At 61.2% G+C, this 20,641-nt stretch carries 19 protein-coding genes, 2 tRNA genes and 2 pseudogenes; 6 read left to right on the top strand and 17 right to left on the bottom strand.

The genetic code is table 11. The features are described 5' to 3' along the window. Nucleotides 1–50 precede the first annotated feature (50 nt). The gene (locus tag LK440_RS03835; RefSeq protein ID WP_005015156.1) at nt 51–881 is read left to right on the top strand and encodes an IclR family transcriptional regulator; all 831 of its coding nucleotides are present in this window, start codon (nt 51–53) and stop codon (nt 879–881) included. A gap of 148 nt (nt 882–1,029) precedes the next feature. On the opposite strand, the gene LK440_RS03840 is transcribed toward LK440_RS03835, so the two are convergent. Continuing rightward, on the bottom strand, nt 1,030–2,007 hold the full coding sequence (locus tag LK440_RS03840) for a tripartite tricarboxylate transporter substrate binding protein BugD (protein WP_005015155.1): 978 nt from the start codon (nt 2,005–2,007) through the stop codon (nt 1,030–1,032). Between the two features lie 304 nt (nt 2,008–2,311). On the opposite strand from LK440_RS03840, the gene LK440_RS03845 reads away from it, so the two are divergent. Together LK440_RS03845 and phaP are read left to right on the top strand one after the other, a co-directional pair. After that, nucleotides 2,312–3,532, top strand: coding sequence for an ISL3 family transposase (locus LK440_RS03845; protein ID WP_005012861.1), 1,221 nt, complete (start codon nt 2,312–2,314; stop codon nt 3,530–3,532). 142 nt (nt 3,533–3,674) lie between these two features. Next, nucleotides 3,675–4,253 carry a TIGR01841 family phasin gene (gene phaP / locus LK440_RS03850; RefSeq protein ID WP_005015154.1) on the top strand — a complete coding sequence of 193 codons (579 nt, stop codon included), beginning with the start codon at nt 3,675–3,677 and terminating at the stop codon, nt 4,251–4,253. Between the two features lie 158 nt (nt 4,254–4,411). On the opposite strand, the pseudogene LK440_RS03855 reads toward phaP, so the two are convergent. From LK440_RS03855 to LK440_RS03890, 8 genes and pseudogenes are all read right to left on the bottom strand, one after another. Then, nucleotides 4,412–4,795 (bottom strand): annotated as a pseudogene (locus LK440_RS03855) (transposase); the annotation flags it as partial. A gap of 17 nt (nt 4,796–4,812) precedes the next feature. Further along, nucleotides 4,813–5,933 (bottom strand): IS3 family transposase gene (locus LK440_RS03860; RefSeq protein WP_101557886.1). Its coding sequence is split into 2 segments (ribosomal slippage): nt 4,813–5,681 and nt 5,681–5,933, totalling 1,122 coding nucleotides; the frame shifts between segments, so codons are not numbered across the junction. Nucleotides 5,934–5,993: 60 nt separating this feature from the next. Further along, nucleotides 5,994–6,833, bottom strand: a pseudogene (locus LK440_RS03865) (ISL3 family transposase); the annotation flags it as partial. 109 nt (nt 6,834–6,942) lie between these two features. After that, nucleotides 6,943–7,998: a quinone-dependent dihydroorotate dehydrogenase gene (locus tag LK440_RS03870; RefSeq protein ID WP_005015150.1), complete on the bottom strand. Its 1,056-nt coding sequence runs from the start codon at nt 7,996–7,998 to the stop codon at nt 6,943–6,945. Between the two features lie 42 nt (nt 7,999–8,040). Then, the gene (locus tag LK440_RS03875; RefSeq protein WP_005015148.1) at nt 8,041–8,760 is read right to left on the bottom strand and encodes an arginyltransferase; all 720 of its coding nucleotides are present in this window, start codon (nt 8,758–8,760) and stop codon (nt 8,041–8,043) included. 42 nt (nt 8,761–8,802) lie between these two features. Next, nucleotides 8,803–9,555: a leucyl/phenylalanyl-tRNA--protein transferase gene (gene aat / locus LK440_RS03880; protein WP_005015146.1), complete on the bottom strand. Its 753-nt coding sequence runs from the start codon at nt 9,553–9,555 to the stop codon at nt 8,803–8,805. Then, the gene (locus LK440_RS03885) at nt 9,552–10,133 is read right to left on the bottom strand and encodes an NUDIX hydrolase (RefSeq protein WP_005015144.1); all 582 of its coding nucleotides are present in this window, start codon (nt 10,131–10,133) and stop codon (nt 9,552–9,554) included. Before LK440_RS03885 ends, aat begins: the two co-directional genes overlap by 4 nt. Nucleotides 10,134–10,142: 9 nt before the next feature. Next, nucleotides 10,143–11,060 carry a LysR family transcriptional regulator gene (locus LK440_RS03890; protein ID WP_005015142.1) on the bottom strand — a complete coding sequence of 306 codons (918 nt, stop codon included), beginning with the start codon at nt 11,058–11,060 and terminating at the stop codon, nt 10,143–10,145. Between the two features lie 118 nt (nt 11,061–11,178). On the opposite strand from LK440_RS03890, the gene LK440_RS03895 reads away from it, so the two are divergent. Continuing rightward, the gene (locus tag LK440_RS03895; protein WP_005015140.1) at nt 11,179–11,583 is read left to right on the top strand and encodes a DoxX family protein; all 405 of its coding nucleotides are present in this window, start codon (nt 11,179–11,181) and stop codon (nt 11,581–11,583) included. On the opposite strand, the gene LK440_RS03900 is transcribed toward LK440_RS03895, so the two are convergent. From LK440_RS03900 to acnA, 8 genes are all read right to left on the bottom strand, one after another. Continuing rightward, nucleotides 11,561–12,133 carry a DUF2946 family protein gene (locus LK440_RS03900; protein ID WP_005015138.1) on the bottom strand — a complete coding sequence of 191 codons (573 nt, stop codon included), beginning with the start codon at nt 12,131–12,133 and terminating at the stop codon, nt 11,561–11,563. The two genes, LK440_RS03895 and LK440_RS03900, sit on opposite strands and share 23 nt — an antisense overlap. 47 nt (nt 12,134–12,180) lie before the next feature. Further along, entirely contained in the window at nt 12,181–12,480 is a 300-nt protein-coding gene (locus LK440_RS03905; RefSeq protein WP_017685616.1) for a hypothetical protein, read from the bottom strand. 158 nt (nt 12,481–12,638) lie between these two features. Continuing rightward, nucleotides 12,639–12,712: transfer RNA gene (locus LK440_RS03910), tRNA-Cys, on the bottom strand. A 68-nt stretch (nt 12,713–12,780) separates the two neighbouring features. Further along, nucleotides 12,781–12,856 (bottom strand) — tRNA-Gly (locus LK440_RS03915). Between the two features lie 53 nt (nt 12,857–12,909). After that, on the bottom strand, nt 12,910–13,908 hold the full coding sequence (locus LK440_RS03920; RefSeq protein ID WP_005015134.1) for a CobW family GTP-binding protein: 999 nt from the start codon (nt 13,906–13,908) through the stop codon (nt 12,910–12,912). Between the two features lie 4 nt (nt 13,909–13,912). Next, nucleotides 13,913–14,635 carry an isochorismatase family protein gene (locus LK440_RS03925; RefSeq protein ID WP_005015132.1) on the bottom strand — a complete coding sequence of 241 codons (723 nt, stop codon included), beginning with the start codon at nt 14,633–14,635 and terminating at the stop codon, nt 13,913–13,915. A gap of 19 nt (nt 14,636–14,654) precedes the next feature. Continuing rightward, complete coding sequence (locus LK440_RS03930; protein WP_005015129.1) at nt 14,655–16,016, bottom strand: dihydroorotase; 1,362 nt, start codon at nt 16,014–16,016, stop codon at nt 14,655–14,657. A 16-nt stretch (nt 16,017–16,032) separates the two neighbouring features. After that, complete coding sequence (gene acnA / locus LK440_RS03935) at nt 16,033–18,708, bottom strand: aconitate hydratase AcnA (protein WP_005015127.1); 2,676 nt, start codon at nt 18,706–18,708, stop codon at nt 16,033–16,035. A 291-nt stretch (nt 18,709–18,999) separates the two neighbouring features. Between acnA and LK440_RS03940 the strand changes: the two genes are divergently transcribed. Further along, on the top strand, nt 19,000–19,758 hold the full coding sequence (locus tag LK440_RS03940; RefSeq protein WP_005015124.1) for a GntR family transcriptional regulator: 759 nt from the start codon (nt 19,000–19,002) through the stop codon (nt 19,756–19,758). Then, nucleotides 19,742–20,635, top strand: a complete 894-nt coding sequence (locus LK440_RS03945; RefSeq protein WP_005015122.1) for an isocitrate lyase/PEP mutase family protein — start codon at nt 19,742–19,744, stop codon at nt 20,633–20,635. Before LK440_RS03940 ends, LK440_RS03945 begins: the two co-directional genes overlap by 17 nt. Nucleotides 20,636–20,641 lie beyond the last annotated feature (6 nt).

Consider the following 20,641-nt stretch of genomic DNA (forward strand, 5'->3'; position numbering starts at 1 on the left):
AAATAAAATTTTGCTGCGTTGCCGCAATTCGGGTGCGCACGTCAGAGCCTATGTCCCGTCAGCCTTCCGCCTCCGTCACCACGCCGGACTCCGATGCCGGTCAGCCGCAAATCGCCATTCAGGTGATCGAGCGCGCCATGAGCCTGCTCGATGCGCTGGCCGCCCAACCGGAGCCGGTCACGCTCAAGGAGTTGTCAGCCACGACGGGCTTGCATGCTTCAACCGCGCACCGCATTCTTAACGATCTGGTCATTGGCCGTTATGTAGAGCGTGTGGACAATGGCTTGTACCAGTTAGACATGCGGTTGCTTGAGCTCGGGTCCTTGGTAAAAGGGCGGCTGAATGTCCGCGAGGCCGCCATCAGCATCATGCGCAACTTGCATCGTTCTACCGGGCAGACCATCAATCTGTCGGTGCAGCAAGGCGATGAGATCGTCTACATCGACCGCGCCTGGAGCGAGCGCTCGGGCATGCAGGTCGTGCGAGCCATCGGCGGCCGCGCCCCGCTGCATCTGACATCCACGGGCAAGTTGTTCCTGTCGACTTGGGATCAGCGCCAGGTGCGTGCCTATGCTTTGCGTACGGGCCTGGCGGGCCATACACGCAATAGCCTGACCGAACCCGATCGTCTCGAGCGCGAGCTTGCCCTGGTTCGACGCCACGGCTATGCGCGCGATAACGAAGAGCTCGAATTGGGTGTGCGCTGTATTGCTGTGGGCATCCGCGACGACACCGGTCGTCTGGTTGCGGGGCTGTCCATCTCGGCACCCGCCGAGCGTCTGCAGGATGAATGGGTGCGTCTGCTGACCGACGCGGCCGCTACGATTTCCGAGGCTCTGGGCTTCGAACCCGACGGCCATCCCGGCGTGGCTGCCGCCTAGCATCCTGCACGCCAGCGCTGGACCGCACGGCGGGTGCAGTGCCTCGTCTGTAGCCGGGAATCCATGCGCTTTGCCTTGCCTCCCAGGAAAAACAGCCCCTGCGCAGAGCAGAGGCTGTTCATGGGTAAAGCGGCCTGGCGCGTCGTGTTTATTGTTTTTCTACACCGGCCTTGGAGAAGAGCTTTTCCCATTGAGGGACTTGCTGCTTGACCTTGGCGTCGAGCGCCTTGGGATTTGCCTCGGAGGACAGCACGGTGGCGCCCAGTTGCTTCATGCGCTCCTGGAACTTGGGGTCGGCCAGCCCGGCCTGAAGCGACTTGACCAGCTTTTCCTGGACATCCTTGGGCGTGTCCTTGGGAACCCACATGCCATGCCAGATGCCGACTTCAAAGTTCTTGAAGCCTGATTCGTCCATGGTGGGCAGATCCGGCAAGGTGGGCACGCGCTTGAGACTGGTGACAGCGTAGGCCTTGACCTTACCCGAAGCGATCTGCTGAGTGGTGTTGGTCGTTTGATCGCACAACAGGTCGACCTGCTTGCCCAGCAGATCGTTCATGGCCGGAGCCGTCCCCTTGTAGGGAATGGTCAGCAGATTTACGCCAAAGGCGTCGGCCAGCATGACGCCGCACAGATGGCTGGCAGCACCGATGCCTGCATTGGCCAGCGAGATCTTGTCGTGATTCTTCTTCACGTACTCGGCCAGTTCCTGGATATTGTTGGCCGGGAAATCCGAGCGCGCGATGATCGTCATGGGTACGTCCACGACCAGGCCGATGGGGGCAAAGCTGGTGTACGGATCGTAGCCGGGGCTCTTGTACAGTGAGGGGGCGGTCGAGAATCCGGCGTGCATGAGCAGGGTCTGGTAGCCGTCGGCAGGAGCTCTTGCGACTTGATTGGTGCCTATGGTGCCGCCAGCGCCGCCTTTGTTTTCGACGACGATGGTCTCGCCCAGGCTCGGACGCATCGCTTCCGCCAGAGAGCGCGCGACGTTGTCCGTCGGGCCTCCGGCGGCAAAGGGCACCACCATGTTGACGGGGTGATCCGGGTAGGCGGCCGTTGCACCGGCGGCAGCAAACATCGTGCCGGAGGCAAAAGCTACCGTAAGCGTGCGGGAAAGGCGATTCATGGGGTCTCCAATGCAGAGAAAAAACGCTGCGAATGACTTGTTATAAATTTATCTTGGCCCAAGTTGTAATGTTTTGTTATCCATTGGGTGAGGGTTGAGTGTAGAAAACTCTGTCTGCCACGTCACCCTGGGGAAATTCCTGACGGCGCAGAAAAAGGCTTTTCCACCAAGGATTTGCTGCTGTTGCTGCGATGCACAAATAGAGCTTGACAGCTTTTTTTTGGTTCATCGCGGAATAGCGTGGAGCCGTGCTTGATTGCCGTTACGCTTGATCCTTGATTTTTCAAGGATCAAGGCCGGGATCATGCTGGACCGCAAGACGATCGAGAGGTTGGGTGGGTGGGAAGGTTATCGGGTGGAGCGGGTCGTGTGGCCTGAAGGTGAGAGCCGGACGGTCACGATTTACCTGAAGCCTTCAGCGCGAACGATGCACTGCGAGCACTGCGGCAACCGATGTCGGCAGGTGCATGAGACGACCACGCGCCGGGTGCGGGATCTGCCGCTAATGGCGCTGCGAGTGACGCTGGTAGTGCCGCGTCGGCGGGTCTGGTGCGAGCAGTGCGGTGGACCGCATCTGGAGAGGCTGAGCTGGCTGGGCCGTTACCAGCGAGTGACCGACCGGCTGGCCGAGGCGGTCAGCCAGTTGCTTGAGTCCAGCAACATTCTGGCCGTGGCGCGCTTCTTCCAACTGGGTTGGCACACGGTCAAGGCGCTGGACAAGGCCCTGCTGCGACGGGCGATCCAAGAGCCGGACTGGAGCCAGATCCACTACCTAGCGATGGACGAGTTCGCTCTACACAAGGGCCATCGTTATGCCACGGTCGTTGTCGATCCGATCCGCCGTCAGGTGCTATGGATCGGTGATGGCCGCTCGCGCGAGACGGCCAGAGCCTTCTTCGAACAACTGCCAACTGGGGTTGCCCAGCAGATCCGGGCCGTAGCGATCGACATGACGACGGCCTATGAGCTGGAGATCCAGGCCAACTGCCCCAACGCCGAGATCGTCTACGACCTGTTCCACGTCGTGGCCAAGTACGGCCGTGAAGTGATAGACCGGGTGCGTGTAGACCAAGCGAACCAGTTGCGGCACGACAAGCCGGCCCGCCGGGTGATCAAGTCCAGTCGCTGGCTACTGCTGCGCAATCGCAAAAACCTCGATCCGTGCCAATCGGTAAAGTTGGACGAGTTGCTCCAGGCCAACCAGCCCTTGCTCACCGCTTATCTGATGCGCGATGAGCTCAAACAGCTGTGGTTCTACCAACACCCCGGCTACGCCCGCCAGGCATGGGATCACTGGCTGCAACAGGCTCGGGGCAGCGGCATCGCCGCCTTGGCTCACTTCGCGCTCAAGCTAAAAGCCTATCTGCACGGGATTCTGTCTCGCTGTCGCCACCGGCTCAACACCAGCATCGTCGAGGGCATCAACAACACCATCAAAGTCATCAAGCGCCGCGCCTACGGCTACCGCGATCAGGAGTACTTCTTCCTCAAGATCCGGTCTGCATTCCCCGGTATTCCTCGATGAACCTTTTTTTTCGACCTACAATGTAAATTGTGCATCGCAGCAAACGAGCCGGCGGTCAGTTTCACCAGGTCCGCGCCCGTTTGGTGGTCGGCCATGGCCAGTAAGGCCAGGCCCATCCTAATTAATGTGAAGGAGAACCCCTATGAGCGCCATCCCCCAACACGTTCTGGCCCGCCAGAAATCCGCCATCCAGACGCTGGTTGCAGCGCAGACCGCCGTTTTCGGCGGATTTGAAAAACTTATCGATCTGAACCTGAAGGTCGTCAAGGCAACGCTGGATGAAGTTGCCCAGAAGTCGCAGCAGGCTGTCGACCTGAAGGATGCACAAGACGCCGCCTCGTTTGGCACCGGTCTGGTGCAGCCCAGCGCCGAAAAGGCTCTGGCCTATGGCAAGCATGTCTATGACATTCTCAACGGTGTTCAGGTTGATCTGGCCAAGCTCGCCGAAGAGCAAATCGCCGAGGGCCAGCAGCAGATGCAGGAAGCCGTCGAGCAATTTTCCAAGAATGCGCCCAGCGGCTCGGAAAGCGCCGTGGCCTTGATGAAGTCCTCGCTGGCTACCGCCAACAGCGCCTATGATTCGCTGACCAAGGCTGCCAAGCAGGCTGCCGAAGTCGCCGAGTCCAATCTGAACGCGGCCGCCAATGCCACGTTCAAGGCTGCCTCGGACGCCGCTGATGTTGCCACGAAAGCCGCCGGTCGCACGCGCCGCTCGGCCTGATGTACGTGGCCTGTTGATAACGGTCGTCAGCCCGCCGATATTTTTGCCGCCGGTTTTGTGTCTGCCGGGCTTGTTGTCCTGGCCGTGTCGTAGTAATGTTGAGTGACAGAGCAGAGCTGGAATTAAGGCCACCCGATACGGGTGGCCTTTTTTTTGGTTCATCGAGGAATACCGGGGAATGCAGACCGGATCTTGAGGAAGAAGTACTCCTGATCGCGGTAGCCGTAGGCGCGGCGCTTGATGACTTTGATGGTGTTGTTGATGCCCTCGACGATGCTGGTGTTGAGCCGGTGGCGACAGCGAGACAGAATCCCGTGCAGATAGGCTTTTAGCTTGAGCGCGAAGTGAGCCAAGGCGGCGATGCCGCTGCCCTGAGCCTGTTGCAGCCAGTGATCCCATGCCTGGCGGGCGTAGCCGGGGTGTTGGTAGAACCACAGCTGTTTGAGCTCATCGCGCATCAGATAAGCGGTGAGCAAGGGCTGGTTGGCCTGGAGCAACTCGTCCAACTTTACCGATTGGCACGGATCGAGGTTTTTGCGATTGTGACCTGCCCCCAGATTTAGTACGGCACCGACATAGAGCCCAGGGGTAAAAGACCTTCTTTCTGATGAGCCTGCACGAATTGCGCCGGCGTTAAATATCCGAGCGCGCTGTGAGGCCGATCGGTGTTGTACTCGACTCGCCAGTTTTCGATCAAGCTTTTAGCCTGTCGCAGGGACAAGAACCAGTGCTCGTTAAGGCATTCGTCGCGGAACTTGCCGTTGAAACTTTCGATATAAGCGTTCTCCACCGGCTTACCCGGCCGAATAAACGACAGCTTTACGCCTGCTTGGTAGGCCCAGGCGTCCAAGGCTCTTCCGGCGAACTCTGGCCCGTTGTCCACGGTAATAGATCGCGGCAGGCCACGCATCTCCGCCAGCCGTTGCAGCACCATGGCAACACGCAGTCCCGGCAACGACGTATCGACCTCGATGGCCAGGCATTCGCGAGTGTAGTCATCGACGATAGTCAAACAGCGGAATCGGCGGCCATAGGCTAGGCCGTCGGCCACAAAGTCCATTGACCAACTCTGATTCGGCGCGATTGCCGCTGGGCGAACCACGCGCTCGGTCGCCGCGATTCGCTTACGCTTTCGTTTTCGCACGCTTAACCCTGCCAGACTGTACAGCCGCCAGATTCGCTTGTGATTTGCTTGCCAGCCTTCGCGACGTAAGAGCACATGGATCCTCCGATAGCCGTAGCGTCGTTTCGCCACTGCCATCTCTTTCATGCGCTCGGTCAGCGCAGCATCGCCTGAGCGTGTGCTCTCGTAGGCAAACAGCGACCGCGAAATTCCTACCAGCCCACAGGCCCGGGTAACACCCATGCTGCGCTCGGTCATTAATGTCCTGACCGCCTCGCGTTTGGCCTGCGGGCTGACTACTTTCGGCTTAGCAGATCCTGAAGCGCCGCCTTGTCCAGCATCGACTCGGCCAACAGCTTCTTGAGCTTGTTGTTCTCCTGCTCCAGCTCCTTGAGCCTCTGAGCGTCCGACACCGTCATGCCACCGAACTTCGCCTTCCAGTTGTAGTACGTTGCCTCGGAGATTCCGTGCTTGCGGCACAACTCTGCGGGCTTGGCACCTGCATCGGCTTCCTTGAGCACGCCGATGATTTGCTCTTCCGTAAATCGTTTCTTCATTGCCATTCCTTTGGGAACGGACTCTACATCGATTTCGTACTAATCACGGGGAGCAGGTCAATTGCGCAGCAGTAGCCAGCGACTGGACTTGATCACCCGGCGGGCCGGCTTGTCGTGCCGCAACTGGTTCGCTTGGTCTACACGCACCCGGTCTATCACTTCACGGCCGTACTTGGCCACGACGTGGAACAGGTCGTAGACGATCTCGGCGTTGGGGCAGTTGGCCTGGATCTCCAGCTCATAGGCCGTCGTCATGTCGATCGCTACGGCCCGGATCTGCTGGGCAACCCCAGTTGGCAGTTGTTCGAAGAAGGCTCTGGCCGTCTCGCGCGAGCGGCCATCACCGATCCATAGCACCTGACGGCGGATCGGATCGACAACGACCGTGGCATAACGATGGCCCTTGTGTAGAGCGAACTCGTCCATCGCTAGGTAGTGGATCTGGCTCCAGTCCGGCTCTTGGATCGCCCGTCGCAGCAGGGCCTTGTCCAGCGCCTTGACCGTGTGCCAACCCAGTTGGAAGAAGCGCGCCACGGCCAGAATGTTGCTGGACTCAAGCAACTGGCTGACCGCCTCGGCCAGCCGGTCGGTCACTCGCTGGTAACGGCCCAGCCAGCTCAGCCTCTCCAGATGCGGTCCACCGCACTGCTCGCACCAGACCCGCCGACGCGGCACTACCAGCGTCACTCGCAGCGCCATTAGCGGCAGATCCCGCACCCGGCGCGTGGTCGTCTCATGCACCTGCCGACATCGGTTGCCGCAGTGCTCGCAGTGCATCGTTCGCGCTGAAGGCTTCAGGTAAATCGTGACCGTCCGGCTCTCACCTTCAGGCCACACGACCCGCTCCACCCGATAACCTTCCCACCCACCCAACCTCTCGATCGTCTTGCGGTCCAGCATGATCCCGGCCTTGATCCTTGAAAAATCAAGGATCAAGCGTAACGGCAATCAAGCACGGCTCCACGCTATTCCGCGATGAACCTTTTTTTATCCGCTGCGAAGATCGGGATTAGCGCTTGGGGCCGGCGTTTTTAAGAGTGCCTACGCATTCGCCGACCAGTCCTGGGCCGCGATAAATCAGGCCGGTATACAGTTGTATGGCATCGGCGCCTGCGGCGATTTTTTCGCGAGCCTGCTGTCCGGAAACGATGCCTCCCACGCCAATGATGGCTAGCGCCGAGCCGACACGCTGGCGCAGTCGGGCAATGACGGCTAGCGACAGTTCATGGACGGGGGCGCCCGACAGGCCGCCGGCTTCGGAAGCATGGGCCATGCCCTGCACGGCATCGCGCGACAACGTCGTGTTGGTCGCGATGACCCCGTCGACCCCATGGGCCAACAGTGCATCGGCGATAACGTCGATCTGCTCATGTGTGAGGTCAGGCGCAATTTTTACCACCAGCGGAACCTGGCGCTGGTGCTGCTGCGCCAGCTCGATACGCTTGTCGCGCAGCGCGGCCAGCAATTCAGACAGCTCGTCGCCTCCTTGCAGTGTCCGCAGGTTTTTGGTGTTGGGCGAAGAAATGTTTACCGTGACGTAATCGGCATGCGGATAGATGCCAGCCAGACCGATCAGATAGTCGTCGGCCGCACGCTCGATCGGCGTATCGGCGTTTTTGCCGATGTTCAGCCCAAGAATGCCGCCTTCGCTGCGAAACTGGCTGCGCTGGACGTTGGCCAGGAAGGCATCGAGGCCCTGATTGTTGAAGCCCAGGCGGTTGATCAGGGCGTTGGCCTGCGGCAGGCGGAACATACGCGGCTTGGGATTGCCGGGCTGAGCTCGCGGCGTGACCGTGCCGACTTCGACGAATCCAAAGCCCAGGTTGCCCAGCGCGTCGATATGAGCGCCATTTTTATCCAACCCCGCCGCCAGCCCCACCGGATTACGCAGCGTCATCCCCATCAGTGTCGTAGGCAGCCGTGGCTGGTCATTGAGCCAGCGTCGTGTTGCACCGCAATCGTAGGCGCGTTGCAGCCCGGCGAGCGTGACTTCGTGGGCGGTTTCCGCATCCATGGCAAACAGCGCCGGGCGGGCCAGAGGGTAGGCATTGAAGAGGATAGACATGAGGCGCAATTGTATGCGAGACGACGCTCGAGCCAAGCAGAATCAGGGGGCGCGCCACTGGCCATCGATATGGAGCTCTTGCGGCTGAAAGCTGGCTTTGTAGGCCATTTTCTGGCTGTCCTTGATCCAATAGCCCAGGTAGAGCCAGGGCAATTCAAGTTTGCGGCACTGCTCTATCTGCCAAAGAATGCTGTATGTGCCCAGGCTGCCTGCGGCATCGGGATCGTAGAAGGTATACACCGACGACAGGCCATTTTCCAGGACGTCGATGATGGAAATCATGGCCAGTGCGCCGTCGGGGCGGCGGAACTCGACCAGGCGCGTATTGACCCGGGAGGTCAGCAGGAACTGGGCATACTGGCTGCGGCTGTCGTCGTCCATGCCGCCTCCGGGATGGCGGCCTTGCTGGTAGCGCGTATAGAGGTCGTAGTGCTCGGGCGACCAGGCCAGTTCGGCCACGAAGGCGCGCAGGTCCTGGTGGGCTTTCCAGGCTCGACGCTGACTACGATTGGGGGCATAGAGATCCGTATTGACGCGTACCGGGGTGCAGGCACGGCAGTTGTCGCAATGCGGACGGTAGGTAAACAGGCCGCTGCGCCGGAAGCCCTGTTGCACGAGTTGGGAGTAGGTTCCGGCGTTGATCAAGTGTCCCGGGGCGGCGACTTGCGAGCGTGCCTGATGGCCAGGCAGATAGCTGCACGGGTAAGGCGCGGTCGCGTAGAACTGTAGCGTCGAGAAAGGGAGTTCTTTGAGCTGGCTCATCCGGGGCGGCAGCCGGCGGGTTGGGGCGCGGCTGTGGCCATATTAACGCTGTTCAGGCAGATCCAGAATGTCGCCGGTTTGAAGCAGCCTGCCTCTTCGCCATGGCGGCGGCGGCAACTGGGTCGCCTGCGCGACATGATCGAGGAAGCGGGCACGGGGAATGGGCTGTGCACCGAGGCTGGCCAGATGGCGGGTCTGCTGCTGGCAGTCGATCCAGGTCACGCCATGGCGCCTGAGCAGTCCTACCAGATAGGCCAGCGCAATCTTGGAGGCATCCGTGGCATGTGCGAACATCGATTCGCCGAAGAACATGCCGCCCAGGCTCACGCCGTACAGCCCGCCGATCATGCGACCGTCCTGCCAGGTTTCGATACTGTGCGCCTGGCCGGCTGCATGCCAGGCACAATAGGCAGCCTGCACCTCGGCCGTGATCCAGGTGCCGGGCTGCCCCTGCCGTGCGCCGGCGCAGGCGGCCATGACCTCGGCAAAGGCCGTATCCACGCGAACGCTCAGCGTCGACTCTCCTGCTTGTTCGGCGCGCGCCAGGCCGCGCAGTTTCTTGCGCAAGGAGTGCGAGGGGGCGAAGTCATCACAAGCCAGCACCATGCGCGGATCGGGGCTCCACCACAAAACCGGTTCACCTTGCGAATACCAAGGGAAGATGCCTTGAGAATACGCCTGCCGCAAGCGGTCGACCGTCAACATGCCGCCGGCGGCCAGCAGGCCGTTGGGCTCATCCAGCGCGGTGTGCGGCGGCGGAAACGGGGTATCGGCCTGCAGCCAGGGCAGCTTCAAGATGAGCGATGCGATTCGAGCGTGTAGTGATGGGTCGGAAACGTGCCTGTCCGCCGGTCTTGCAGATAGCGCTCAAGCGTGGTGGCCACGGTACGGAAGGCCAGGTCATCCCAGGGGATGTCTGATTCCTCAAAGAAGCGGGCTTCGAGGCTTTCGGGACCGGGATCGAGCTCGGGGCCCAGCAGATCGGCCAGATAGAAGATATGCACCTGTTCGATCTGGGGGACATCGATGATGGTGTACAGCTGCCCCAACCGGATGCGTGCTCCGGATTCTTCCAAGGTTTCGCGCCCGGCGCCCTGGGCTGTGCTTTCGCCTAGCTCCATGAAGCCGGCGGGCAGTGTCCCGGTGTTGTAGCGGGGTTCGACGGCGCGGCGGCATAACAGAATGCGCCCCTCCCAGACCGGGACCGTGCCGACCACCATGCGCGGATTCTGATAGTGGATGGCGCCGCAGTGATCACAGACGTCTCTTTCTCGGTTGTCGCCGTCGGGCACACGATGCTGAACGGGCGAGCCGCATTGGCTGCAGAAATTGGCGCGGCGGGGAGCCGGAAAGTAGTGGGTAAGCGCGGTCATGGCTTGATTCTACCGGTTGCTTACGCTGCCGGCTGCGGAAGTTTGCGTACCGAAATGGGATTCAAGATGGTCGACAAACGAGCGCACCTTGGGAGAGAGCAGGCGGCGGTGAGGATAGAGCGCCATCATGGTGATGGGCGCGCGCGCGTAGCCCGGAAGAACGGGGACCAACGTGCCGGCGCGCAGATCTTCGCCGACGAGAAACTCGGGTTGCCGGATGATGCCGTGGCCGGCCAGCGCCGCGGTGCGCAGGACATCCCCATTGTTTGCGCGCATGGTTGGGTTGATCCGCAAGACGGTGGTGTGTCCGTCCTGTTCGAAGGTCCAGTCATTGCCTCCGCTGGCGTAGCTGTAATGCAGGCAGCGATGCTGGCGCAGGTCCTCCGGATGTTGCGGCGTGCCATAGCGAGCCAGATAGGCCGGCGAGGCGCAGACATGCAGCGGTTGCGGAGCCAGCGGCCGGGCGACCAGTGAGGAGTCTGTCAGCGGTCCGATGCGGACCGCCACATCGTAGCCGTCCTCAATAAGATCGACGACCCGATCATTCAGGTCTACGTCGATGGTCACCTGGGGGTAGTGTTGCAGGTAGTCGGCGATGGCGGGCCCGAGATGCCGGGCGCCGAAAGACACGGGGGCGGCCACGCGCAATCGGCCGGTGGGTTGGCTGCCTTGCGCCTGCAAAGCCAGATCCAATTCGGCCAATTCATTGAGCAGGGGGCGGACACGCTCGTAGAAGGCCCGGCCCGCGTCTGTCAGGCTGAGCTTGCGCGTACTGCGATTGAGCAGGCGCACGCCGTATTTCTCTTCCAGAAAGGCGATCTGCCTGGTCACGACGGAGCGGGCGATCGCGGCCCGGTCGGCTGCCGCCGCGAAGGAGCCCAGTTCGACGACCTTGGCGAAGGTCTGCATTGCACCGTAGGTGTCCATATTGTTCCTGGTTTGGCAATAACCATTTGCGATTTTGGCTGTTTATCTCCGGATTTGGAACCGCCAGAATGCGGCCATCGCATCTCGAATGCGACTCGATGTTCCTATGGAGAAAATAATGATTGATCCTCGCAGCGCCCCTTATGCCGCATTCCTGTTACGCCTGATGCTGGGCGTGATGTACCTGGCTCACGGCCTGACCAAATTGCTGGTGTTTACGCTGCCCGGCACGGCGCAGTTTTTTGCCAAGATCGGTTTTGCCGGGTGGCTGGCCTATCCGGTGACGTTTTTCGAGATCGTCGGTGGATTGTTCCTGATTCTCGGGATTGTGCCGCGGTGGGTGGCCGCAGTGGCCACGGTGCAGTTGCTGGTGGCCGCGTCAGTGCACGTCAATAATGGCTGGGGCTTCGGCAACCCGGGCGGCGGTTGGGAGTACCCGGTGTTTCTGGCGCTGTCGGCGGCGGTGCTGGCACTGCTCGGTGACGGCAAGTTTGTGTTGGTCAGCAGTGGCCGTCGAGTCTAGGGCGCGCCACGAAACCCAGTGCCGAGGCCAGCGCGGACTGCTCTGTCATGGTCAGCGCGGCCTGGCTGCCCAGGCCCTGGACCTGCTGGGCCTGCGGGATACTCTCGGCGTCCAGTAGTGTCCGGCCGTCTTCCAATTGGAGCCGTTGCAACACACCCTGTAAATCCCGATCGTCGACCAGGCCTGGCCCCTGGTCCGTGTCAGCCCACAACTGACCGATCTCGTCCAGCCACCATTGTTTTATGGCACCGATAACCAGGCCATTGTGGCTGCGCAAGCCCTGAGCACGGTCATCGAGCCGCAGGATGAGCGGCGCGCCCAGCAGGTCGACATACACCCGTTGGGGGCCGTTCTGGAAGAACCAGCATCCTGCGTCGTCCACGCTGTAGTTGCGGTCCATGAAAGCCAGGATCTGCTTATTGGTGATGGCCTGTGCTTCGCCCTGATCAGGATGCAGCCGCCAGCGGCCGCGCTTATCCAACGAAAGCCAACCATAGACGGCAGGGACATTGGGCCAGCGTTGCAGTGAGTCTAAGACGGCTTGATCCATGGGGCGATTGCGGCAAAAAGTCGGGTCAAGCCATTATAGGCAGGCCGTCAGGGGCGGATGACGATGGCCGGAGGTTGAATAACGATGGACGGCGTCCCGTAGGCGGGTTGCGGATACACCGCGTGCGGATAGACGTACGCAGGGCGGCATTTGCGCTTTTCCTTATATTGGCCGTTGCGTTTCCATTTGCGCTCGACTTTGCAGGCGCCATCCCAAGAGGACTGCGTATAGTCGCCGCGGTGGTGATGCGGTTTATGGGCTAGCGCGGGCGTGGCCCAGGCGGCAATCAATGCGGCCATCATCGCGCCAGGCAGCGCCCGGCGCCACATCAAGGTGGAGATATGCATGCCATTCAAGTGTTTGTCAGTCAGCGCACACCTTAGCAAGGCACAACGCGCGACAGCGCTGCCAGGCGTAGGTAAGCGTAAGCAAATGCGTGCGCAGCCAACCTGGGCCGTCCAAACAAAAACCCCCGTCCGGATCTACCGTAACGGGGGGTTGAATTTGGAGGCGCAAGCCGGAATCGAACCGACGTACACGGATTTGCAATCCGCTGCATAACCACTCTGCCATTGCGCCGGCAGTAAAACGTTGCTGCAAGAAAAAAGGAAGCAAGGGCTAGATGCCTTAAGCTTCCCTTTTGAATTTGGAGCGGGAAACGAGTCTCGAACTCGCGACCTCAACCTTGGCAAGGTTGCGCTCTACCAACTGAGCTATTCCCGCAGGGCTTCGTATTCAACGAAGAAAAGAATTATACACATTTTTTTAAGGCAAGTTCAAGTGCTCGATTGCAGTTGCGTCATGGCCTCGGCCAATTCTTCGGACGAGAGATCGCGCGCGATGACAACCAGCGCCCCGGCCTGAGGTGCGGAGGCTGCCAGGCCGGTCAACGGCTCGGGGGCGTTGAACAGGTGATGCACGCCATGCACTGAGCGCAGCGAACCGTCGGCCCATCGCAGCAAGCCTTTGACGCGCAGGACACGCTCCCCCAGGTGACGCTGCATGTGACGCACCCAGCGGGCATATGCCTCCCAACCTATGGGCGCTATCTGCCGCCAAATGTAGGAAGCGATGCCGTAGCGCAATACGTGCGCAATAGGCGTTGCTGGTCCGCTGAGGGGGGCGGGGAGAGCATCGAGATGGCCAGCCTGCAGATCCTCGAACAGCGCCGGTGCGCTCTGTTCGATGTTGTCTGGCGTGGTGGGCAACACCCGTGCGGTGGGGTTGCGCTCGTGCAACAGTTGATACGCCGCGTCGGTGGACGGTGGTGCTGCGATATCGGTCTTGGTCAGCGCGATCCGGTCCGCGATGGCGATTTGGGTGGCGGCCTCGCGATAGTCGTGCACCGATTGCACCCCATGCACGGCGTCCAGAGTCGCTACCGCGCCGGCGAAACGGTAATGACGCGCAATGAGTGTATCCGAGGCCAGCGTATTGATTACCGGGCCGGGGTCAGCAAGCCCGGATGTCTCTATCACCACGCGCGAAAAAGCAGGCAGCTCCTCACGTTGGCGCCGGTAATACAGCGACTCCAATGTCTCGGCCAGCGAACTGCTGGAGGCGCAGCACAGGCATCCCGAATCCAGCAGGACCACGTCGTTGTCGTCGGCCTGTCCCAGCAGCAAGTGGTCCAGGCCGACTTCGCCAAACTCGTTGATGATCACGGCGGTGTCCTGAAAGGTAGGGCTGTGCACCAGGCGTGAGAGCAGCGTGGTCTTGCCGCTGCCCAGAAATCCGGTCAACAGATAGACCGGCAGGGCGGTTGCCGTGGACATGAGGTCAGTCAGCCTTGGGGGCAGGCAGCTCACGCAGGTAATCCTGCACTTCGACGCTCGGAATAACGTCGGCGTACTTGCAGTTCAGGTCGAACAAACTCATGGCATGGCTGGACTGAAAGCGGTCGAAGGCGCATTCCTCGGGAATGATGACCTTGAAATTGTACGAATAGGCATCGACCGTGGTGGCACGCAAGCAGCCTGAAGACGTGCAGCCCACGAGGATGAGCGTATCGACGTCCAGAAAGTTGAGATGGCTCATGAATATCGTGCCGAAGAAGCACGACGGTTTCTGCTTGGTAATCCGGATGTCCTGCGGGCGCGGTGCCAGAGCCTCGACGGTTTGCGTCGCATGCGTGTCGGCCAGCACGGTCTTTTCTCCGCCGCGATGATTCTTGCCGACTTGCACGCCGCTGTCGAGCAGATCGGCACGCCGGCCGCTTTCGGTATAGAACACCGGAATATTCTTCTCGCGGGCGAGTTCGAGCAGCGGCACGATGTGCTCGACGGCTTGCCACGCTTCGCGGCCGCAGTGCGTGCGATATTGCTTCAGGCCTTCGAGAATGTCCTCGGGCGTGTCGCCGCAGAAGTTGTACTGCACATCGATGATGAACAGGGCGGGGCGCTTGCCGAAGCCGCCGCGTTTGCCATAGCCGGCCTGGGCCAGCACTTGTTTGTCGCGATCGGTCAGAAAGTCGTCCCAGATGCGTTTTTTGGTTTCGCTCATGTCGGTTCCTGCGAAGTAATCAGTAGCGGTTGAGATAGCGGCCGCCGGGTTCGGCGCGCGCCTGATCGGTAATGCGGCCGTCCAGGGCCACCGTGCGTCCGCGCACCAGCGTGCGCACCGGCCAGCCTTTGAGTGTCATGCCTTCGTACGGCGAGTAGTCGGAGTTCGATTCCAGGGTTGCGGGGTCAACCACCCGTTGCAGGTCGGGGTCGACGATGACCAGATCGGCATCCTTGCCAATATCGATACTGCCCTTGGACGGCATGCGGTAGATGCGCGCGCTGTTCTCGGCGGCGACCTTCATCAGCGTCTCCAGCGGGACGCCGCGACGGTGATAGCCCTCGTGCAGAAGAATGGGCAACATCAGTCCCGTGCCGGGAAAACCATTGGTGGCGGCCCAGATGTCCTTGTCTTTCGTGACGCGTTTGCGCGGGACATGGTCGGTGCCGATCGTGGTGATCGATCCATCCATGACGCCTTCCCACATGGCTTCCACGTCATCCTGTCCGCGCACAGGCGGGTTGACCTTGGCATACGTGCCAGCTGGCGACTCGTCATTGAGGAAGAGATAGTGCGGGCAGGTCTCGACATAGATGGGAGGCGCGCCTGGCGTGCGACGGTGGCGTCGTGCTTCATCCAGAGCCTCGCGGCTGCTCAGGTAGACAATATTGACGGCCGCGCCGACCTTGTTGGCGAAATAGCAGACGCGGTGCACGTTCTCGGCTTCGAGGAAGTCGGGGCTTTGTTCATTCCAGGCTTTGAGGTCGTCACGACCTGCGGCGCGAAGCGGATCGCGCAACACTGGGATGACCTCGACGTTCTCGCAGTGCACGCCCATGATGGCCCCGGGGATGGCGGCCGTGGTCTTCAACGCGGAGTACAGCAGGCCATCGTCAATGTCGGTAAAGCCCTTGGACAAGCCGGCGGCACCTTTGTACATCATGTACAGCTTGTAGGAAAACACCCCGAAACGCTGCGAGATGTCGTTCAGCGTATCGACGTGCAGATGGCTGGTAATGCCGAAATGAAATCCGAAATCTACGCAGCTCTGCGCCAGTGCGCGCTCTCGCACGGCATCGAACGATTCACGGATATCGGCAGAGCGGTGAAACGACAGCACGGAAGTCGTTCCGCCCAGAGCCGCGAAGCGCGACTCCGTTTCGAAGTCGGTTTCGGGCGATCCGAAGCCGAAGTGCACGTGAGGATCGATCAGGCCTGGCAAGACCCACAGACCTTGGCAGTCGATGGTTTCGCGCGCGGCAGGGGCATCACCCGGTGCGGCAATCATCACAATGCGCCCGTCGCGCACGCCAAGGATGCCCTCGGTCAGGCCCTGGCCCGGCAGCATCAGTCTTGCATTGATAAGTACGAGATCCAGCATGGTAGTTATTTCCTGCTCAAGCGGGGTTGGCGGCCGGTTCATTCAAAAAGCTGTGCAGCACACTGGCGGGAATCCCGCCGGCGGCCATGAGTTGACGCTCGGCTTCGGTCAGGACCTGAGCGCGTACGGTAAAACGGGTCACCTGGCCATCGGGGGCTTGGGCGATGACTTCTATCGGCTCGCCGTGCATGATGCCGGCTTCGATGTTGTGCAGCGCGAATTGCTCGCTGCCCTGAAGACCCAGTTCGCGCCAGCCCTCTGTGGGCTCGAAGTCCAGGGGCAGCACACCCATGCCCACCAGGTTGGCACGATGGATGCGCTCGAACGATTCCGCGATCACCGCGCGTACACCCAGCAGCGCCGAGCCCTTGGCCGCCCAGTCGCGGCTGCTGCCCATGCCGTAGTCTTTCGCGCCCAGTACGATGGCAGCCGTGCCTTGCCGGCGATAGTGCTGCGCGGCGTCGAAGATCGTGGCGGGCGTGCCCTCCGGGTAATGCCGCGTGAAGCCGCCCTCGGTGCCGGGGACGAGTTCATTCTTGATACGGATGTTGCCGAAGGTAGCGCGCGTCATGACGTGGTGGTTGCAGCGCCTGGCGACGTAAGTATTGAAGTCGCGCGGCGTCAGGCCTGCGTCGCTGAGATAGCGGCCGGCCGGCGTATCGGCGGGGATCTCTCCGCTTGGTGAAATATGGTCGGTGGTCAGCGAGTCGCCGAAGACCGCCAGCACGCGGGCGTTCTGCAGGCTGCGCGCCAGATCCTGCAACGGATGGTCGGGGCCATCTTTGAAGAAGGGCGGTTCCACCAGGTAAAGTGATGCCGGATCCCAGGGGAAGTGCAATCCGCCAGGCGCCTGCAACTCACGCCAGATTGCGCTGTCCAGACTTTCGGGCGCGTAGACCTGGGCAAAGATGTCCGGATTGGCCGCGCAGGGTAGCAGGGCCTGGATCTCTTGCGGGGTGGGCCACACGTCAGCCAGGTAGACGGGGCGGCCGTCTTGCGCCGCTCCAAGCGGCTCGCGCTCGAAGTCGATGTCGATGCGGCCGGCCAACGCAAACAGCACCACCATGGCCGGCGAGCCAATATAGTTGGCGCGCACGAGCTTGTGAATGCGGCCTTCAAAGTTGCGGTTGCCCGACAGCACCGCAGCCGTCACCAGTCCCTGCTGACTGATGGCTTCGGTCGCTTGTGCGGTCAGCGGCCCGGACTTGCCGCCACAGGTCGTGCAGCCATAGCCGATGACCTCGAAACCTTGCGCCTGCAGGGCCTCGAGCAGCCCTGCGTCTTGCAGGTAGCGGGTAACGGCCCGGGATCCAGGCGCCAGCGAACGCTTGAGCCAGGCCGGGGGCGTCAGTCCGAGGGCCAGGGCTTTCTTGGCCACGAGGCCGGCGGCCAGCATGACGGCCGGATTGGAGGTGTTGGTGCAGGAGGTAATGGCCGCCAGGACGATGGATCCGTGCGTCAACGCCTGGCCTGTGGTCGGCGCGGCGTCAACGCCGAAGCCGCCCTCATTCAGCGGCAGAGTCAGCCTGCGGTGGAAGTCCTCGGGAACTTCGGACCAGGGCATGCGATCCTGTGGCCGGCGCGGGCCCGCCATGCTAGGCACCGCTTCGGAAAGATCGATTTCCAGGATGCGGGTGTATTGCGGCACGGCAGTGCCGTCGTCGCGCCATAGATGGTTAGCCTTGGCGTAGTCCTCGATGAGCTGCACCTGGGCTTGAGGGCGGCCGGTCATGCGTGCGTAGTCCAGGCTCTGTGCGTCGATGGGGAAGAACCCACAGGTTGCACCGTACTCGGGGGCCATGTTGGCAATCGTTGCGCGCTCCGGGATGCTCAGGTGAGCGACGGCGGGGCCGAAAAACTCCACCATACGTCCGGTGACGCCGGCCGCGCGCAGCCGTTGGGTGATGAGCAAGGCGGCATCGGTCGTCAGGGCTGGCGGGCGGATGCTGCCCTTTAGCCGTACACCAATGACCTCTGGCACAGGGAACGTATAGGCTTGCCCCAGAAGCGCGGCTTCGGCATCAATGCCGCCGACTCCCCAACCCAGAACGCCCAGTGCATTGACCATGGGCGTATGCGAGTCGCCGCCAATCACGAAATCGGGATATACCCAGCAGCCGTCGTCGCGTTCTCGCGTAGCCACGATGGGGGCGAGGTATTCCAGATTGATCTGATGAATGATGCCCATGCCCGGAGGAATGACACGCAATCCTCGGAAAGCCTGCTGCGCCCATTTCAGAAAGCGGTAGCGCTCGTCGTTGCGTTCGAATTCGCGCCTCAGGTTGAGCGAGACTGCCTGGGAATCACCCCAGTGATCCACTTGCAACGAGTGGTCGACGATGAGGTCGACGGGAATACGGGTGTCGACGCGAGCAGCGTCTGAGCCGCCTTGTGCGACGGCGTCGCGCAAGGCGGCCAGATCTTGCAGGACCGGCAGGCCACTGGAGTCGGGCAGGATGACGCGGGCGACATGCAGGGCCAGGTCGGCGCCGACATGGTCACGCCAGTCCCACAGGCGCGCGATTTCCGCATCCGAAATGGCATCGCCCCATTTCTGATGGCGATAAAGATTCTCCAGCAGGATGCGAATGACATAAGGCTGCGCAAGCAGGTCACGGCCGAGCGCGTGGGCTGCGTCGGCCAAGTCAACATAGTGCAGCGGGCGCCCGCCGCTGGTTAGGACTTGAGTCATGGTGGCGAAAGAGAAATTCCAGGCTGGAATTATCTTAAGGCTGATCTGACTGTAGTGTCAACACTATTGGGGCATATTGGGCTGGCTTTGTCGACAGTAGAGACAGTTTCAACGATCGGCGGCGGAATGTTGGTGGTATGTTTTTGTTGAATACCTAGGGTTTTCCCGTATATATGTAGTAAATGACGTAGTTTTTCTGCATGCTGTAACTGGCGGAATAGTAGCCGTGGTATCGGTTGCGTTCCAAAAGAGTTGACACTTTTTGGTTTCGTTTGATAGCCTGTCAACACTATGAGCAATTCTGCCGCTGTCCTCGCGCTCCCGGAAGACCCGGTCGGCCCCCTGGCCGACGTGGTGTTCGACCAGGTGCTGGACGCTATTTACCAGGGGCGCTTGGCGCCGGGCAGTGTCATCAACGAGGTGGCGCTGGCGCAGGAGTTTGGCGTCAGCCGCGGGCCGGTGCGTGAGGCGGTACGCCGACTGCAGGGTATCCAGTTGGTATCCCGTGAGCCTTATATGAAGGCGCGGGTGGTGACGCTATCGGCCACGTCTGCGTTAGAACTTTTTCAGATGCGTATGGCGCTCGAGGGCGTGGCCTGCAACCTGGCTACGCGCAGGATGAGCGACGACGCCATCGGGCAACTGCATGTCGAACTCGACGACGACCGCCATCGTCGGCAGCAGGCCGCTCGCGGCCTGGGACCCCAACCCCGCGTCTTTGACTTCCATGAGCGCATCGTACGGGCCAGTGGCAACCACCGCATCATCAATTGCCTGTGTGGCGACCTCTATCACCTGCTGCGCGTCTATCGCAGGCATTCGGGCACGGTGCTCGAACGCAAGGACGACGCCTATGCAGAACATTGGCAGATTTTGCGCGCCATCCAGGCGCGCGACCCTGAGTTGGCCGAATCCCTGATGCGTTCTCACATCGAACGGGCGGCACAGCACCTTTTTGATCACCTGGCCGAGGTGCTACCCGAACTTTCCGGGCAAGCCTTGCGGCCGAATGAAAGTCCTGGAGCAGCAAGACATGAATCCGCGCAATAAATTCCGGCAACTGTTGAAGAACGAACCCTTCATCGTTTCGCCTGGCGTCTACGATGGCTACAGCATTCGCCTGGTCGAGGCAGCGGGGTTCAAAACGGCATGCACGAGCGGCGCGGCCGTCTCCAATGCCTTGCTCGGCATAGCCGACATCGGCGTGATGGGATTGGCCGAGAATGTCACCCACTGCCGCAATCTGGCGCGCTCGGTGTCTATCCCGTTGACGGCCGACGCGGACACCGGCTATGGCAACCCGGTCAACGTCTTTCATACCGTACAGATGTTCGAAGAGGCCGGCGTGGCGGGCGTAAACCTGGAGGACCAGGTCAGCCCCAAGCGATGTGGCCACATGCCCGGCAAAGACGTGATCAGTCAGGCCGAAATGGTCAAGAAAATCGAAGCCGCCTGCCAAGCACGCCGCGATGATGACTTTGTCGTCATCGCGCGTACCGATGCGATTGCCGTCGAAGGCATCGAAGGTGCGATCCGTCGTGCGCGCGCCTATGCCGCTGCCGGCGCGGACATGATTTTTCCGGATGCCGTACGAACGGAAGACGACATTAAACGGCTGGTCGACGCTGCCGGCGTGCCATTGACCATCAAGATGGGCTTTGGCATTCGCAATCGCCCCACCACGCCGCTGATTCCGCTCACGCGCCTGAAAGAAATCGGGGTCAAGCGCATCAGCCTGCCGCGCATGCTGCCGGCAGCGGCCATTTTTGGCATGCGTCAGGCTCTGGGCGTCATGCAGGAAGTGATCGCCACCGGTGAGCCCGTGGATCGTCCCGATCTGCTGGTGGGTATCGAGGACATCATGCAGCTCATGGGCTACGAACAGATGCGCGCGCTGGAAAAACGCCTGACCACGTTGGACGAATGAGGCAGG

Source organism: Bordetella holmesii (assembly GCF_020735985.1).
Classification (GTDB): domain Bacteria; phylum Pseudomonadota; class Gammaproteobacteria; order Burkholderiales; family Burkholderiaceae_B; genus Bordetella; species Bordetella holmesii.

Excerpts from the sequence above, each read along its gene's own strand:
- LK440_RS03920 (WP_005015134.1), bottom strand. The coding sequence starts at position 13,908 with ATGTCCACGGCAACCGCCCTGCCGGTCTATCTGTTGACCGGATTTCTG.
- LK440_RS03870 (WP_005015150.1), bottom strand. The coding sequence starts at position 7,998 with ATGTCTATCCTCTTCAATGCCTACCCTCTGGCCCGCCCGGCGCTGTTT.
- LK440_RS03885 (WP_005015144.1), bottom strand. The coding sequence starts at position 10,133 with ATGACCGCGCTTACCCACTACTTTCCGGCTCCCCGCCGCGCCAATTTC.
- LK440_RS03835 (WP_005015156.1), top strand. The coding sequence starts at position 51 with ATGTCCCGTCAGCCTTCCGCCTCCGTCACCACGCCGGACTCCGATGCC.
- LK440_RS03940 (WP_005015124.1), top strand. The coding sequence starts at position 19,000 with ATGAGCAATTCTGCCGCTGTCCTCGCGCTCCCGGAAGACCCGGTCGGC.
- LK440_RS03875 (WP_005015148.1), bottom strand. The coding sequence starts at position 8,760 with ATGAGCCAGCTCAAAGAACTCCCTTTCTCGACGCTACAGTTCTACGCG.
- phaP (WP_005015154.1), top strand. The coding sequence starts at position 3,675 with ATGAGCGCCATCCCCCAACACGTTCTGGCCCGCCAGAAATCCGCCATC.
- LK440_RS03905 (WP_017685616.1), bottom strand. The coding sequence starts at position 12,480 with ATGCATATCTCCACCTTGATGTGGCGCCGGGCGCTGCCTGGCGCGATG.
- LK440_RS03840 (WP_005015155.1), bottom strand. The coding sequence starts at position 2,007 with ATGAATCGCCTTTCCCGCACGCTTACGGTAGCTTTTGCCTCCGGCACG.
- LK440_RS03925 (WP_005015132.1), bottom strand. The coding sequence starts at position 14,635 with ATGAGCGAAACCAAAAAACGCATCTGGGACGACTTTCTGACCGATCGC.
- LK440_RS03945 (WP_005015122.1), top strand. The coding sequence starts at position 19,742 with ATGAATCCGCGCAATAAATTCCGGCAACTGTTGAAGAACGAACCCTTC.
- acnA (WP_005015127.1), bottom strand. The coding sequence starts at position 18,708 with ATGACTCAAGTCCTAACCAGCGGCGGGCGCCCGCTGCACTATGTTGAC.
- LK440_RS03900 (WP_005015138.1), bottom strand. The coding sequence starts at position 12,133 with ATGGATCAAGCCGTCTTAGACTCACTGCAACGCTGGCCCAATGTCCCT.
- LK440_RS03895 (WP_005015140.1), top strand. The coding sequence starts at position 11,179 with ATGATTGATCCTCGCAGCGCCCCTTATGCCGCATTCCTGTTACGCCTG.
- LK440_RS03845 (WP_005012861.1), top strand. The coding sequence starts at position 2,312 with ATGCTGGACCGCAAGACGATCGAGAGGTTGGGTGGGTGGGAAGGTTAT.
- LK440_RS03930 (WP_005015129.1), bottom strand. The coding sequence starts at position 16,016 with ATGCTGGATCTCGTACTTATCAATGCAAGACTGATGCTGCCGGGCCAG.
- LK440_RS03890 (WP_005015142.1), bottom strand. The coding sequence starts at position 11,060 with ATGGACACCTACGGTGCAATGCAGACCTTCGCCAAGGTCGTCGAACTG.